17 protein-coding genes are annotated in these 14,954 nt (G+C 66.9%); 8 read left to right on the plus strand and 9 right to left on the minus strand.

All coding sequences use genetic code 11. The features are described from left to right. Positions 1 to 83: 83 nt before the first annotated feature. Positions 84 to 695, minus strand: a complete 612-nt coding sequence (gene ctaE, locus ACQP06_RS24685; RefSeq protein ID WP_357094941.1) for an aa3-type cytochrome oxidase subunit III — start codon at positions 693 to 695, stop codon at positions 84 to 86. 184 nt (positions 696 to 879) lie between these two features. On the opposite strand from ctaE, the gene ACQP06_RS24690 reads away from it, so the two are divergent. Further along, a complete protein-coding gene (locus ACQP06_RS24690; protein ID WP_357094938.1) occupies positions 880 to 1,287 on the plus strand; it encodes a hypothetical protein in 408 nt (135 codons plus the stop codon). Between the two features lie 113 nt (positions 1,288 to 1,400). Beyond that, positions 1,401 to 2,456, plus strand: coding sequence for an anthranilate phosphoribosyltransferase (gene trpD / locus ACQP06_RS24695; protein ID WP_433666825.1), 1,056 nt, complete (start codon positions 1,401 to 1,403; stop codon positions 2,454 to 2,456). Here the strand turns inward: trpD and ACQP06_RS24700 are convergent. Next, positions 2,453 to 2,992 (minus strand): phosphoribosylanthranilate isomerase, encoded by a 540-nt coding sequence (locus ACQP06_RS24700; RefSeq protein WP_433666826.1) that lies wholly within the window; start codon positions 2,990 to 2,992, stop codon positions 2,453 to 2,455. The two genes, trpD and ACQP06_RS24700, sit on opposite strands and share 4 nt — an antisense overlap. 106 nt (positions 2,993 to 3,098) lie before the next feature. On the opposite strand from ACQP06_RS24700, the gene ACQP06_RS24705 reads away from it, so the two are divergent. Further along, the gene (locus ACQP06_RS24705) at positions 3,099 to 3,410 is read left to right on the plus strand and encodes a hypothetical protein (protein ID WP_433666827.1); all 312 of its coding nucleotides are present in this window, start codon (positions 3,099 to 3,101) and stop codon (positions 3,408 to 3,410) included. Between the two features lie 9 nt (positions 3,411 to 3,419). Here the strand turns inward: ACQP06_RS24705 and ACQP06_RS24710 are convergent, their stop codons facing one another. Both ACQP06_RS24710 and ACQP06_RS24715 read right to left on the minus strand, forming a co-directional pair. Beyond that, positions 3,420 to 3,695: an Lrp/AsnC family transcriptional regulator gene (locus ACQP06_RS24710; RefSeq protein ID WP_213560441.1), complete on the minus strand. Its 276-nt coding sequence runs from the start codon at positions 3,693 to 3,695 to the stop codon at positions 3,420 to 3,422. Beyond that, a complete protein-coding gene (locus ACQP06_RS24715; RefSeq protein ID WP_433666828.1) occupies positions 3,692 to 4,150 on the minus strand; it encodes a MarR family winged helix-turn-helix transcriptional regulator in 459 nt (152 codons plus the stop codon). The genes ACQP06_RS24710 and ACQP06_RS24715 overlap by 4 nt, the downstream gene beginning before the upstream one ends. Before the next feature lie 85 nt (positions 4,151 to 4,235). On the opposite strand from ACQP06_RS24715, the gene ACQP06_RS24720 reads away from it, so the two are divergent. The 4 genes from ACQP06_RS24720 to ACQP06_RS24735 all read left to right on the plus strand — a co-directional run bounded on the left by ACQP06_RS24720 (position 4,236) and on the right by ACQP06_RS24735 (position 9,266). Next, a complete protein-coding gene (locus ACQP06_RS24720) occupies positions 4,236 to 5,087 on the plus strand; it encodes an NAD(P)H-binding protein (RefSeq protein ID WP_433666829.1) in 852 nt (283 codons plus the stop codon). Positions 5,088 to 5,189: 102 nt separating this feature from the next. Next, entirely contained in the window at positions 5,190 to 6,383 is a 1,194-nt protein-coding gene (locus tag ACQP06_RS24725; RefSeq protein ID WP_433666830.1) for a hypothetical protein, read from the plus strand. After that, positions 6,380 to 7,630 carry a hypothetical protein gene (locus ACQP06_RS24730; protein ID WP_433666831.1) on the plus strand — a complete coding sequence of 417 codons (1,251 nt, stop codon included), beginning with the start codon at positions 6,380 to 6,382 and terminating at the stop codon, positions 7,628 to 7,630. The genes ACQP06_RS24725 and ACQP06_RS24730 overlap by 4 nt, the downstream gene beginning before the upstream one ends. Positions 7,631 to 7,976: 346 nt before the next feature. Continuing rightward, positions 7,977 to 9,266, plus strand: coding sequence for an ATP-binding protein (locus tag ACQP06_RS24735; protein ID WP_433666832.1), 1,290 nt, complete (start codon positions 7,977 to 7,979; stop codon positions 9,264 to 9,266). A 155-nt stretch (positions 9,267 to 9,421) separates the two neighbouring features. Here the strand turns inward: ACQP06_RS24735 and ACQP06_RS24740 are convergent, their stop codons facing one another. Next, positions 9,422 to 9,889, minus strand: coding sequence for a carboxymuconolactone decarboxylase family protein (locus ACQP06_RS24740; RefSeq protein ID WP_433666833.1), 468 nt, complete (start codon positions 9,887 to 9,889; stop codon positions 9,422 to 9,424). A gap of 348 nt (positions 9,890 to 10,237) precedes the next feature. Here ACQP06_RS24740 and ACQP06_RS24745 point away from each other — a divergent pair, with 348 nt between their 5' ends. Further along, positions 10,238 to 11,014 (plus strand): YdcF family protein, encoded by a 777-nt coding sequence (locus tag ACQP06_RS24745; protein ID WP_433666834.1) that lies wholly within the window; start codon positions 10,238 to 10,240, stop codon positions 11,012 to 11,014. A gap of 64 nt (positions 11,015 to 11,078) precedes the next feature. On the opposite strand, the gene ACQP06_RS24750 is transcribed toward ACQP06_RS24745, so the two are convergent. Genes ACQP06_RS24750 through fabG form a run of 4 tightly spaced genes read right to left on the minus strand, consistent with a single transcriptional unit; the run spans position 11,079 to position 14,952 of the window. Next, positions 11,079 to 11,531, minus strand: coding sequence for a MaoC family dehydratase (locus ACQP06_RS24750; protein ID WP_433666835.1), 453 nt, complete (start codon positions 11,529 to 11,531; stop codon positions 11,079 to 11,081). Between the two features lie 11 nt (positions 11,532 to 11,542). Then, entirely contained in the window at positions 11,543 to 13,027 is a 1,485-nt protein-coding gene (locus ACQP06_RS24755; RefSeq protein WP_433666836.1) for a long-chain-fatty-acid--CoA ligase, read from the minus strand. Continuing rightward, positions 13,028 to 14,185, minus strand: coding sequence for an acyl-CoA dehydrogenase family protein (locus tag ACQP06_RS24760; protein WP_433666837.1), 1,158 nt, complete (start codon positions 14,183 to 14,185; stop codon positions 13,028 to 13,030). A 17-nt stretch (positions 14,186 to 14,202) separates the two neighbouring features. Further along, positions 14,203 to 14,952, minus strand: coding sequence for a 3-oxoacyl-ACP reductase FabG (gene fabG, locus ACQP06_RS24765; RefSeq protein WP_433666838.1), 750 nt, complete (start codon positions 14,950 to 14,952; stop codon positions 14,203 to 14,205). Positions 14,953 to 14,954: the final 2 nt, after the last annotated feature.

The following is a 14,954-nucleotide window of genomic DNA, read 5'->3' on the forward strand; positions in this document are numbered from 1 at the left end:
AGACGGAACCGACTTGTACAAGTTTGGGTTGCCGATGGCGGGCAGGCTCAGGGGGGTGGGTGCCGTGCTCGGCGTGTCCGTTGTTAGCGGACGAAGTAGATCGTCGCGAAGAGGCCGATCCAGACGATGTCGACGAAGTGCCAGTAGTACGACACGACGATCGCCGCGGTGGCCTGCGCCGGGGTGAACTTGCTGAGCTTGGTACGCACCAGCAGGAAGATGAACGCGATGAGACCGCCGATGACGTGCAGACCGTGGAAGCCCGTGGTGATGTAGAACACCGAGCCGTACACCGAGCTGGAGATCGTGGTGCCCTCTTTGACGAGGTTGGTGTACTCGTAGCCCTGGCCGCCCACGAAGATCGCGCCCATGATGAAGGTGAGCAGGTACCAACGGCGCAGGCCGAACACGTCGCCCTTCTCCGCGGCGAAAACGCCCATCTGGCAGGTGAAGGAGGACAGCACCAGCACCGTGGTCACCGGCACGGCCAGCTTCAGGTTCAGCTCGGTCGGCTCCGGCGGCCAGACGCCGTGTGCCTGGGCACGAGCAACGAAGTACATGGCGAACAGGCCGGCGAAGAACATCAGCTCGCTCGACAGCCAGATGATGGTACCGACGCTGACCATGTTGGGCCGGTTCAGCGAATGCACACGCTGGGTAATGGCCGATCCTGGGGTCCCTACTGCGGTCGTCACGCCGGTAAGTATGACTTGTCGTAGTACGACAGGCGTAGGCGGGTACGAAACTTTGTCGTACGTGTCGGAAAGCCCAGGGCGAGCATGGCTCTCGCCGGGTCCCCGGCGTGTCCGCGCAGAGCCTAGATTGCGCAGGTAAGAGGAAGCTGAGGCCCCTTTTCGGGGCCCGCGAGAGGGAGTCGACGTGAAGTCGTGGTGGCGGCGGTGGCGAGGGCGCGGCGGCGCAACACAACTGGATCCGGCGCGCCCGGATCTGGTGGTGGTGGCATCGAGTTTCGATGACGCGGAGGCGTGCTCGGCGGCCCTCGGCAAGGCCTTGGACTGGACGGCGGATCAGCCGGTGGTGCTCAGGCACCATCTGCGCCTGCCCGCGGCCCAGGTGAATGCGGTGCAAGTCATTGCCGCGCAGGGCGGCTATGAAACCGCCTCGGTCTCCGCCGCGGACCCCGCGAAGCTGGTCTTGCAGCGCGTGCAGATCCTCGACGCCGTGCACTGCTCCCAGGAGCGTTCCCGGATGGCGGGCCTGGCCCAGCGTCACGACGGCGACGCTCTGGGCTGGGACGCCCTGCAACCCGCCGAGCGGCCCCGATAATCGGGGGTTCGGTGGCGAAGCACCCGGAGAGTCCCGGGAGTCGGGTTCCCGGCACTAGGCTTGCCTCCGAACCACACTGGTGTCCGGGCATCCGGCAACGGGAAGAGAAGGCAATGAGCGCGCGCAGCTGGCGAGAAGTTCTCGGCATCCTCACCGACGGCAACGACCTGTCCTCGGACGAGGCCGCGTGGGCGATGAACGAGATCTTCACCGATAACGCCACCTCGGCGCAGATCGCCGCCTTCGGTGTGGCCCTGAAGATGAAGGGCCCGACCCCGTCGGAGTTGAACGGTCTGGCCGGGGGCATGCTCTCGCACGCGCGCCGGGTGCGCCACGACGGCGCGGCGGTGGACATCGTCGGCACCGGCGGCGACCGGTCGGGCAGCGTGAACATCTCCACTATGTCCTCGATCGTGGTGGCGGCCTCCGGGGTTCCGGTGATCAAGCACGGCAATCGCGCGGCCTCCTCCAAGAGCGGCGGCGCGGATGTGCTGGAGGCGCTGGGCGTGAAGATCGCCCTGGGCCCGGAGTCGGTCGAGGAGTGTGTGCGGCGGACCGGGATCGGTTTCTGTTTCGCGCCGGTGTTCCATCCGTCGCTGCGGTTCGCCTCGCAGGCGCGCGGCGAGATCGGGATTCCGACGGTCTTCAATATCCTGGGCCCGCTGACCAATCCGGCGCAGCCGGGCGCGGGCCTGATCGGCTGTGCGTTCCGGGAGCTGGTGCCGGTGATCGCGGGCGTGTTCGCCGAGCGCGGGGCCTCGGCCCTGGTGGTGCGCGGCAATGACGGCCTGGACGAGATCACCACCGCCGACACCTCCGACGTGTGGGTGGTGGCGGGCGGCAAGCTGCACGAAACCACCATCGACCCAACGACTCTCGGCATCGAGCGGGTGGATCCGTCGGCGTTGAAGGGCGGCGACGCGGTGATGAACGCGGCGATCGCGCGAGCGATGTTCGCCGGCGAGCCGGGTCCGGTGCGGGACGCGGTGCTGTTGAACTCCGCGGCCGCGCTGGTCGCGTTCGACCTGACCGCCGACGATGTGCACGCCGATCTGCACGGCAAGCTGGCCGAGGCCCTGAAGCGGGTGGCGGAGACGGTGGATTCGGGTGCGGCCACCGCGCTGCTGGAGCGCTGGGTGACCGTCTCCAACGAGCTCGGCGCGGACTAGCCGGCTTTCGTGGCCTCGACGAACCGGCGCATGGCATCGAAACTCTTGATGCCGGGCGCGGTTTCGAGCGAGCTGGACACGTCGACGCCGAAGGGCCGGTGGGTGGCGATGACCTCGGCGACATTGTCGGGGGTCAGCCCGCCCGCCAGCACCACCTGACCGGGCGCTGTCTCGAGCCAGTCGGGGAATGCGGCGAAGACGCCGGAGCCGTGGCTGGCGTCGTAGAAGAAGTACCGGCAGCTCTGGCCGGGTTCGGGCCGCTCGGCCGAGCAGTAGGCCAGGTTCGGCAGGTCGGTCCAGTGGTAGAGCTGAATGATGTCGAAGTCGTCGATCACCTCGTCGACTTCGCTCTTGTCGAAGGCGACCACGAAGGATTCGATCCGGCCGCGCGCGTAGGCGGCGAGTTCGCGGGCCCGCGCGGGTTCGACGTACCGTTTGCTCTTGGTGGTGCCGACCACGCCGATGGCGGTGTAGCCGAGGTCGACGGCCCAGTCGATCTGTTCTTCGGTGGTCAGTCCGCAGACTTTCACGAACATGGGTTCCTGCCTTTCCCTGGGCGGATTGCTCAGAGTGTCCTGGGAGTTCGGGGCCCGCGGCGTCGCGTGGTCGTTCGGCCGCCCGCGGCGGCGTTACAGTTCGGCTATGCGATACGCGGTGGTGCTACCCGGCCTGGTGGTCGTGCTTCTGGGCCTCGGAGTCTCGGTGAGCGCCGCTCATCCCTCGGCTCGGGCCGAGTCCACCGATCCCGACGCGCTGTCGGTGGACGGCCGCAGCTACGGTGTGCCGTCCGATTGCGTGACCGTCCACCACTGGCCGCATCGACTCCATGTCGCCAATGCGACCGGGCTGCCGGCCAGCGTCTACCTGCTGCCGGGCTGCAAGGGCGGGGTCACGCACGTGATCGAACCGGGTCAGAGCGGCCGGGCGCTGGGCGCGTCGGTGCTGACCCGCTGATCCGGGCGGCTATTCGCCGATCGAGAATCCGGCTTCCACGTCCGCGCGCGAGTAGGACTTGAACGCGATGTGGGTGGCGGTGCGCAGCACGCCGGGCGTCTTGTTGATGTGCCCGGTGACGACGTCGGCGATCTCCTCGTGGTCGCGGACCCGGACCTTGGCGATCAGGTCCACATCCCCCGCGCACGAATAGACCTCGGTCACCCCCTTGATGTCGGCCAGTTCCTGCGCGGTCTCCGGAATCCGATCCGGTTCGGCGGAGATCAACACGATCGCGGTAATCATGTGCCCAACTCTAGTGGTTCGCCGAGCAGGTCGGCGGCGGCGCGGTGGATCTTGGCGAGCGCGGACATCAGGTGTTCGCGTTCGTCGGCGGTGAGGTCGGCGGTGACCTTGTCCGACAGCGCCTTCCGACCGGCCTCGACGGGTTCGCGCAGTTCGCGGCCGTGATCGGTGAGCCAGAGCCGGACCAGCCGGTTGTCCTTGTCGTCCCGCCGGCGCGTGAGCAGTCCGGCCGCGGCCATCCGGGTGGCCATCTTGACCACGGTCGGCGTCGTGACATTCAGCGCCGCGGCCATCTCCCCCGGCGTCCGCCCGTCCTGTTCCCACAGCGCGGCCAGCACATGGTTCTGCCCGAGATGCAGCCCGAGGCGCCGCATATCCCGATCAGCCAGGGCGCGCAGCACTTTCGAGGTGAGCCCGTGCAGATCGAGAAATTCGACTGAATCGCCGGCGGCCACGAAGCCTCCTTCGCACAGTGGCGTTGACGTTCGATCGTTAGCCGTCTAACGTTTTTCAATAGACGGCTAACGATCTGGAGAAGCCATGCTACTGCTGACCGGAGCGACCGGGAACATCGGCCGCGAACTCACCCGCATCCTCGATTCCCACCACACCGATTTCCGCGCCCTGGTACGCGATCGGACCCGTGCCTCGACCCTGCCCGCCCGCGCCGAGGCCGTGCTCGGCGATCTCGACGACCCCGCGAGCGTGGACCGCGCCATGTCCGGAGTCACCGCCCTGTTCCTCCTGGTCCCCGGCATCGGCCTCGACCACACCCGCACCCTGCTGCGCGCCGCCGAACGAGCGGACGTGCAGCGAATCGTCCTCATCTCCTCGGCCCACGTCCTGATCGACCCCCTGCCCGCCATGGGCACCTGGCACCGCGACCGCGAGAACCTGGTGCGCGACACCGGAATTCCCGCCACGATCCTGCGCCCCGGCGGCTACATGTCCAATGCCCTGGAGTGGATCCCCCATCTCCGCTCCGGCGACCCGATCCTGGACCCCTCGGGCCCCGGCCGTTTCGCCCCCATCGACCCGGCCGACATCGCGGAGGTCGCGGCCCGCTGCCTGACCGAGCCCGGCCACACCGGGCAGGCTTACCACCTCACCGGCCCGGACCCCCTGACCGCCGCCGAACAGGTCACGATCCTCGCCCGAATCCTGAACCGGGACATCAAGATTCGCGAGACGACGACACCCGAGGAGGCGATTGCCGCCCGATACCCCCACGGCGCTCCCCCGGCCCTGGCCGCCGCCATCCTCGAAGGCTTCGCACTACTGCGAGCAAATCGCGCCGACGCCCGGACCGACACCGTCACCGAACTGCTCGGCCGCCCGCCACACTCCTTCGCGGCATGGTGCGAGGCACACCGCGCCGCCTTCACCGACTGACGGACTCCCCGAATTCTCTTGCACCGGTCGCGGGATGCGAACCGCGACCGGTGTACTCGGAACCGCTACTTCCTGGCAGGCTCGATCGCTAATGTCGAGCGCATGGACGCGGTGCAGGTGCAGAAGAAGCTCGAGCTGTCTCCTGATGAGGACTTCATCCTCACGGTGTGGCAGTACCGGATGATGCAGCGCGACATCGCCGCATCGAAGGGCAAGCACCTGCCGTCCAAGCGCGAAATCCGCAATGCCTTCCGCGACGCCGCGGTTGCGGCGATCATGCAGCGCAGCGAGAAAGATTGGTCCCGCGCTATCGCTGAGGTTGTCAGCCAGATCCTGGTGGAGGGCGAGTCTCCGAATCTCGAGGCGCTCGAATCCGCTGGGCCAGAGATCTTCTCGGTCGTGGCCCGAAGGTCACGAGCTCTGCTTCTGCTGATCGACTTGTATGGCTTCGAGCCATGGGTGGAGGGCAGGTGGGAGAAGGCTGTCCGCGCCGAGGCTCTCGTCGCAGCTCATGGATCGATGGATCAACTTCATCCAGAAGACCTCCATGCTGTGGAAACCGCATACAAGGACGCGATCAAGAAGCTGTCGAAGGCGAGTAACTGGAGCAAGTACGCGCTCCTCGCCGGAGCCGGTCTCGGACTCGGTGTCCTGACCGGCGGTCTCGCCGCACCCGCAATCGCGGGTGCGTACGGAGCGCTTGTTCTCGGCTATTCGGGCGCGGTCGCCACTTCCGCGGGCATGGCCGCGATCGGTGGCGGCTCTCTTGCCGCCGGTGGTCTGGGAATGGCCGGTGGTGCTGCCATCATCACCGGCGTCAGCGGCGCGGTAGGGGCCGGGGCAGTCACGCTCGCGGGTAAGGCATCCGGGTTCACGGCAGCTCGCATCGCGGCCGACGCCATCCGACTCCACGTCGTAACTCAGCTTGTCCTTCGTGATGTCGACGGAAACGAAGAGGCAGCGAAGGCCGTCATCGTCAGTCTCCGCGAGCGAGTCACAAACCTCGGCAAGACCGTCGTGGCCCTTGCCGAGCGAATCGACGATCTCCGTGCGCAACTCGAGGCCAAGCAGGCGGAGCTGAGCGCGGAGAGGGGCCAACGCCTGGCTGCCGAAGATCGCGTCGCTCGCTTCCGCATCGTCGCCGACCGGCTCAAGGAGCGTGTCGCCGGGCCTGAGAGTGAGGAACTCCAGGCCCTGATCGCCGAACTCGAAGACCTCGAGAGCGAGAAGAAGACCGTCGAGGGCCTTGCTCAGGGCGTCTGCCTCCTCGCAGACGACCTCGAGGACGCGGCGTGAGCACCGCCGGCAACGACTCCAGCGACCGGGTCTCGCCGATCGATGACGACTACATTGGCAACTTGGACGCACTCACACGCGACCTGGACGACATCGAGCTGATCGCCGCAACAGCGCTTTCGGACAAGCCGATCGACCAGGCAGCGAGTGAGCGTATCGCGAGCATTCCGACAGACCTCACCTATTCCGAACTCACATCCCGTCATCAGGATCGTCGCGCAGTCGAGGGTTGGGGAGAGCCCGAACTGGCCGATATCCTCGACCCGATCGCGCTGGAACAGCTCGATGGATGGCGGGCAGCCCAACGGATTTCGTGGGAACGAAGCGACCTGGTGGTGGTCGGCATCGCGGGGCTTATCGGCGCGTTCGGCAACCTCTACGACAACTGCGTAGACGCTTCGGTTCTCGGTGGCCTGTCCTTACTGAAGAAGAGCGACCTGCTGCGCCGGTGGGAGAGGGAGGCCGCCCGACTTCCGATCGATTACACCGGTCCAAGATTCGGCGGTCCGGCCCATCGCGTCCGGTCCGCGGGCCACGACATCGGCCGGTTCTTCAACGCCCTCGATCAGATCCGCACCGGAACCTTCGAAGGAATCTGGTGGAACGACGGACAACGGATGGTCGAGCGCGTGACGGCAACTCGATCCGGTCTACCGTTCGTGCAGGCACCCGAGCCACATCTCGCGCTCGCTCTCTTGCTGAAGCACTGGGTCGCCGACTTTGTCACTCCGATGAACCTTCCGCTGCCCGGGTGGACGCTTCTCTGCGAGATGCCGAATCCCGACCTGCGGAAGTTCGCCAATGACGCGTACGCAGGCACCAATGCCGGTAACGGGTTGAACCTTCGCTCCGCAGTATTGACACCTGGGCTGGGGATGGTCGCGACCGATGTAGTCGTGCGAACCCACTCGCACCTCGGGGCCTACCTTTCCACGGGCACCGCACGCCTGACGACCTCCGCGAGGGCCAAACACACGGAGATGCTTCTCGCCGCGCACTCGGTAGCCGGGGCGGTCAGCTTGTCGAAGACCGCGGCGGCGACAATCGCTGGTGAAACCGCAGTTGCCGCTCGACATCTCAATATTCCTGTTCTCATGCGGATCGGCATGCTCGCGCTGAAGGTCCGCTCCGATGCCGCGGCCCGCGCGGAAGCCGGAGCACCGTCGTGGGAACAGCTGCTCGCTGCGGAGGCCGCGACTTGGACCTTGCCCGAGGCCGTCACCATCGCAGACCTGTTGATGACCTAGCCGTGCCCGGACGCCCAGGACGTGCCGGGGCCCCGGAAAACCTGCGGACCTGTGCCGAGGTGTCACGACTTCGAGCCCCGTCAGCTTCCGACAGCGCATTCCATCGAATCCGTCTGCATGGCCGCGCATTCCAGCCGAGGCGAACGAGCTGCTGCGCCCAATTGCGGTGGCGGGCACGACACCGGAAGCCATCCAAACCTGCCGTATCCACGAATCACAGTGGTGCAGGTGCGGAGACGATGTTCCGCAGATACGGAGGAATCCTGCGTGAAAACGCGGAAGAAATCAGTGTGTAAATGCGGAAAATATTGCCCCGGAAAGCCGCCTTGTAGTGCATAGTAACGGCATGGATGTCCTGCTCACAGGAATCGCGCCTCGTCGGCTCTGCAACGTGCTTCAGGCTCGGGTCGCCGAGGAGCCCGTTGTCGTTCTCAATGGACCTCGCACTGTCGGCAAGAGCACCCTGTTGGCGCACCTCGCGGCCGCCACCAATCGGAAGGTCATCGACTGTGATGATCCAGCGACCCGGGCCGCGGTCCGCAACGACCCGGGGCGATTCGTCGGGGGAGACGACTTGGTGCTGATCGACGAGTATCAGCTTGTCCCGGAACTACTCGATGCGATCAAGGCCGAACTCAACCGCGACCTGCGGCCGGGACGGTACGTACTCGCAGGGTCCACTCGCTATTCAACGCTCCCTCAGGCCGGCCAGTCATTGACCGGCCGAGTCGACATCCTCGACGTCCTACCCTTGTCCCAGGGCGAAATCGCCGGCACACGAGAGGGTTTGATTCACAGCCTCCTGGAGGGCGACCAGCCGGACTTCAGCGGCTTCACATCCGATACCAGCCGGGACGAGTACGCACGCCGGATCACCTCCGGCGGCATGCCGGTCGCCCTGCGCCGCCCGCCGGGACGATCACGAAACCGATGGTTCGCGAACTACCTCGAGCTCGTCCTCGAACGGGATGTGATCGAACTCAGCCGCGTTCGCCAACGAGAGATGCTGCCACGTCTGCTCGAGCAGCTCGCCGCCCGCACCGCGCAGGTGCTCAACATCTCCACGGCAGCACAGAACATCGGCATGGAGAAGTCCAGCGCCGAGAACTATGTCCGGCTGCTCGAAGCCGTCTTCCTCGTCCACCGACTGCCAGCCTGGGGAACCACCCTTGGCTCACGGATTGCCCGCCAGCCGAAGCTGCATGTCGTCGATTCCGGCGTCGCGGCCTGGCTGCTCGGCCTGACACCGGGCAAGATCGCCGCGGCAGATCCAGCAGTCCTCACCCAATACGGCCATCTCACCGAAACCTTTGCGGTCGGAGAGATTCTCAAACAACTCAGCTGGTGGGATGCCCCGGTCACGGTCGGCCACTTCCGCACCGGTACCGGTGATGAAGTCGACCTCGTGGTGGAGGCGGACGACGGCTGCGTGATCGCGTTCGAGTTCAAGGCCGGAACCCGAATCCACGGCGAAGATCTCCGCGGCATCCGCGCGCTCCGAACCAAACTCGGCAACCGCCTGACGACCTCGATCATCCTCTACACCGGCCCACACGCCTACCGCCATGAGGAAGGCAGCCTGGTGCTCCCGCTCGATAGTCTGTGGACCGCGTCGAGTGGACACGGAGCCCCCTGAAACTCCTTGCGCCAGTGGCGGGATTCGAACCCGCGACTTCTGCCATCACACCGGCTGGACCACCCCACGTCCTGCGCGCCAGGGCGTCGGTGGCGACAAGGACAGTAACCGCCCGCCGCGGAAATCGGTATCGAATTTCCGCGGCGGGTGGGCGGTCACCACTGGCCGGGGGTGTATTCGCCGCCCAGTTGCCCGGAGATGACGTTGAGGCGGTTCCAGGCGTTGATGGTGGCGATGAGGGAGATGAGGGCGCCGATCTGGTCGTCGTCGTAGTGCTTGCGGACCTGGGCCCAGGTGTCCTCGGTGATGGCGGTGGAGGTGTCGGCCAGGCGGGTGCCTTCCTCGGTGAGGGCCAGGGCGGCGCGTTCGGGGTCGGTGAAGACGGTGGATTCGCGCCAGGCCGCGATCATGGCCAGGCGGACGGGGGTCTCGCCGGCGTGGGCGGCGTCCTTGGTGTGCATGTCCAGGCACATGCCGCAGTTGTTGATCTGCGAGGCGCGGATCTTGACGAGTTCCTGGGTGGCCTTGGGGAGGCTGGAGTCGTCGATGACGCGAGCGGCGGTGACGATGCGCTTGCTGAACTTGGCGGCGATCTCGTTCTCGTACAGGGCGAAGCGGGTCATCGTTCTCTCTTTTCTGGTGGGTGTTCGTTGGCTTCATGAGGTTGACGATGTGGCCCGCACAGGTGTGACATCGCCTCGCGTGTGAGGCCGGTCACCCCCGGAAAGAGGGGTCTGGCGCGAAAAGTGAATCTGGATTTCACCAATTCGCCTCCGCGCGGCACGATCCCACGCGATCATGAATCGGTAGATTGTGAACCGACCGGTAGTCACATCCCGGCTACCTAGGGGGTTGCGATGCTCGAATCAGGCAGACACCGCCGCGTCTCGTCCGCGAGCCAATGGCAGTGGGTTGTTCCGCAGCTGCGGCGCACCCCGCCCGGCCGACATCATCGGCAGACACCGAACACCTTGCGCACCAAAACCTTACAGGCGCTGCTCCCCGGAGCGACGGTCGTCGCCCTGGCGGCGGTGTCGACCCCGGCGCACGCCGAGGCGGTGAACCCGCCTCCCGCCGATTCACCCGCCCCGCCGCTCGCGGACTCGGGCACCCAGCCATCGGCCGAGTGGGAGGCGCCGCAACAGGTCGCCTCGGAGACCCGGCTAATACCGGGCGACTCGGCGGACCGGCCGCCGCAGGTCGATCCGGTGTTCGGCCTGTCCCAGGACCTGCCGGAGGCCTTCGACGCGGTCAAGTCGATCAATATTCCGGGCATGGATCTGCCGGGCCTGGATCTGCCCGCGCTGTTCACCCCCGACACCGCGATCGTGGTGCTCGGCTACGGCCTGCTCGCCGACGGCCAGATGCGCCCGGAGCTCATGGCCCGCCTCTCCGCGGGCTACGTCTCGGCGCTGCTGTCGCCGCAAGCCCCGGTCATCGTGACCGGCGGCAATCCGCAGAACGGCGTCACCGAGGCCGATGCCATGGCCGACTGGCTGGTCGAGCGCGGCATCGACCGCAATCGCATCCACACCGAGACCAAGGCGAATTCGACGGTCCAGAACGCCGCTTTCTCGGCGCATCTGATGGATGTCATCGGCGCGCACGCCGCGATCCTGATCACCTCCGCCGATCACATCGCGCGGGCGCTGACGAATTTCCGGGCTGCCGGAATCTCGGTGGTGGCCACCCTGACCCCGGATTCCGCGCCGCTGTCGGCGCAGCCGTTCGGGCCGGGCGCGAAGTAGGCCGGTACGGAACTCGAAGGCCCGCCGATCGATTCGATCGGCGGGCCTTCGGCGTGCGATGGGCTCAGGCGAGGTAGCGGGCGATGCTCTCGGCGACGCAGGCGGGCTTGTCCGCGCCCTCGATCTCGACGGTCATGGTGCGCACGGCCTGCACACCGCCGGGAATATCGGTGACGGTGTCGAGGGTGAGCCGTCCGCGAATGCGGCTGTCGACCAGCACCGGATTGATGAAGCGAACCTTGTCGAGCCCGTAGTTGATCGCCATGTTCGCCGCGCTGACGGTCATGATCTGCCCGGTCATCGGCACCACCAGCGACAGGGTGAGGAACCCGTGGGCGATGGTGCGGCCGTAGGGTCCGGCGGCGGCGCGGGCGGCGTCGACGTGGATCCACTGGTGGTCGTCGGTGGCGTCGGCGAAGGTGTCGATGCGCTGCTGGTCGACGGTGATCCAGTCGCTGACGCCGAGTTCGGTTCCGGCGGCGGCCCGCAGTGCGTCGAAGTCGCTGAAGTCGATCATGGTCCTGCCCTTCAGAGGTATCGCTGCTTCAATTCGCGTTTGAGGATCTTGTGGGTCGGCCCCATCGGCAGCTCGGTGACGAACTCGACGCGGCGCGGGTACTTGTACCGGGCCACATGCTCTTTCGCGTACTCGATGACCTCCTCGGCGGTGAGTGGTCCCGACGGCACGACGACCGCGAGGATCTCCTCGCCGTAGTTCTCGTCCGGTACCCCGATCACCGCGACCTGCGAGATGTCCGGGTGCCGCAGCAGCGCGGCCTCGACCTCGGTCGGGTACACGTTGAACCCGCCGCGGATGATCATCTCCTTGATCCGGTCCACGATCCGCAGGTAGCCGTCCTCGTCCTTGACGCCGAGGTCCCCGGTGCGGAACCAGCCGTCCACCATGACTTCCGCGGTGGCGTCGGGTCGTCCGGTGTAGCCGCCGAACACATTGTGGCCGCGGATCACGACCTCGCCGATGGTGCCGGCGGGTTGCAGGTCGATGCGTTCGCGGACGGCGGCGTCGGCGATCTCGACGTCGACGCCCCACACCGGGTGCCCGACGGTGCCGGTCTCGGGGCCGAGCAGCGGCTGGTTCACCGTTGCGGTGGGCGAGGTTTCGGACAGCCCGTAGCCCTCGAGGATGTGCGCGCCGTACACCTTCTCGAACTCTTCGATGATGACCGGCGGCATGGCGGCGCCGCCGCTGATGCACAGCCGCAGCGCGGGCAGCGTGGTCGCGGTCGCCGCGGCCTCGAGCAGCCCGTGGTACATGGTGGGCACGCCGTGGAAGGTGTTGACGTTCTCGGCGACCATGAGCTCGATGGCCTGTGCCGCATCGAATCTCGGCATGAGGACCAGGGTCGCGCCGAGCCGCCAGTGCGAGTTCATGGACACGGTCTGCCCGAACACGTGGAACAGCGGCAGCGCGCCCAGCGCGATGTCCTCACGTTTGACCTCGTTGGCGTCGAAGGCGTTGACCGTCGCGCACATGACCATATTGAGGTGGCTGAGTTCCGCGCCTTTGGGGCGGCCGGTGGTGCCGCTGGTGTAGAACACGACGGCGGTGTCGAGCGGACTGCGGGCCACGAACGCCGGGATCGCTTCCCCGGTCAGCTCTTTCGGGTTCACGCAGGGGATTCCGGCGCGGCTCGCCGCCTCCTGGCCGACGGCCTCGACCATCGGATGGCACACCATCACCGTGGCACCGCTGTCGCGCAGCACGTATTCGGCCTCGTCGGCGGTGAGCAGCAGATGCACCGGCACCACGGTCGCGCCCGCCGCCAGGATGGCGAAGTACGCGCGCGGGAAGTCCGCGGTATTGGGTCCCATGAGCGCGACCCGGTCCCCCGGCCGGACCCCGAGTTCGATGAGGGCCCCGGCCTGTTCGCGCGCCTGCCGCCACAGTTCGCGGAAGGTGATGCGCTGTTCGCCCTCGATGAGGGCGAGATGGTCGGGCCGCCGCCACGCCGGTTCGGCGAGGATGCTGGCCAGGGACAGGGTCGCGTTCATCTACAGCCCCATGTCCTTCGCGATGATCATCTTCATGACTTCGCTGGTGCCGCCGTAGATCCGGTTGACGCGGTTGTCGGCGTAGAGGCGGGCGACCGGGTATTCATTGATGAACCCGTACCCGCCGTGCAGCTGCAGGCAGCGGTCGATGACCCGGTGGGCGACCTCGGTGCAGAACAGCTTGGCCGACGCGGCGTCCGCGGCGGTCAGGGTGCCGGCGTCGAGGGCTTCCAGCGCCCGGTCGACCACGGCTTCGGCGGCGTCCACCTCGGCCTGGCAGGCGGCGAGCTCGAACTTGGTGTTCTGGAAGCTGGCGACCGGCTGCCCGAAGACATTGCGCTGCTGGGTGTATTCCTTGGCGAACCGAATCGCGGATTTGGCCTGCGCGTACGCGCCGACGGCGATGGACAGCCGCTCCTGCGGGAGGTTCTGGCCGAGGTAGGAGAAGCCCTTGTGCTCCTCGCCGAGCAGATCCTCGACCGGCACCCGCACGTCGGTGAAGTTGAGTTCGGCGGTGTCGGAGACCTTCAGTCCCAGCTTGTCGAGCTTGCGGCCGACACTGTACCCGGCGGACGTGGTGTCCACCACGAACAGCGAGATGCCGTGGCGGCGATCGTGCTCGGCGGGTGCGGCGGTGCGGGCGCACACGATCACCCGGTCGGCGAGCACACCACCGGTGATGAAGGTCTTGGACCCGTTCAGCACGTAGTGCGTGCCGTCCTCGGAAAGCTTTGCCGTGGTGCGCATTCCGGCGAGGTCGGAGCCGGTGCCGGGTTCGGTCATGGCGATGGCGAACATGATCTCGCCGGTGACGAAGCCGGGCAGCCAGCGCTGCTTCTGCTCCGCGGTGGCCAGGTTCTTGATGTAGGGCAGGCACAGCCCGACATGCACCCCGGACCCGCCGAACGACACCGCCGCCCGCGCGCACTCCTCCATCAGAATGGCCTGGAACTTGAACGATTCGATGCCCGCGCCGCCGTACTCCTCGGGCACCTCGATGCCGAAGACGCCGAGTTCGCCCAGCTTGTAGTAGAAGTCGCGGGGCGCGATCCCGGCGGCGTACCACTCCTCGTAGACCGGCACGACCTCCGATTCGATGAAGGCGCGCACGGTCTCGCGGAAGGCGTCGTGGTCTTTGTCGAAAACTGTTCTCTGCATGGATATCTCTCTCGCGATTAGAGGCGACGGCCGCCGTCGACGTAGATGGTCTGCCCGGTGACGAACGAGGCGTCGTCGGAGACCAGGAACGACACCACGTTGGCGATGTCGGCGGGCTCACCCACGCGGCGCAGCGGCGTGATCTTGGCGGCCTCGGCGCGGAACTCCTCGGGCGAGACGCCGACGCGGGCGGCGGTGGCGTCGGTCATCTCGGTGACGATGAATCCGGGCGCGACGGCGTTCACATTGATGCCGAACGGCCCCAATTCCATGGCGAGCGTGCGGGTCAGGCCCTGGATGCCCATCTTGGCGGCCGAGTAGTTGGCCTGCCCGCGGGCGCCGAGCGCGGACACGCTGGAGGTGTTCACGATCTTGCCGGACTTCTGCTTCACCATGTACTTCTGAGCCTCGCGGGTGCACAGGAAGGCGCCCTTGAGGTGCACGGACATGACCAGATCCCAGTCGTCGACCGACATCTTGAACAGCAGGTTGTCGCGCAGCACGCCGGCGTTGTTGACCAGCACGTCCACCGAGCCCAGTTCCGCGGCGATGCGTTCGAACGCGGCGGCGACCTGGGCCTCGTCGGTGACGTTGCAGCCCACCGCGATCGCGGTCCCGCCCGCGGCGGCGATGGCGTCCACGGCGTCCTTGCAGGCGGCTTCGTCGAGATCGACGATGGCGACGGCGAATCCGTCGGCGGCCAGGCGGGCCGCGGTGCCCGCGCCGATTCCGCGGGCGGCGCCGGTGACGACTGCGACTTTCGACATCT

This window comes from Nocardia sp. CA-136227, from assembly GCF_050955695.1.
Classification (GTDB): domain Bacteria; phylum Actinomycetota; class Actinomycetes; order Mycobacteriales; family Mycobacteriaceae; genus Nocardia.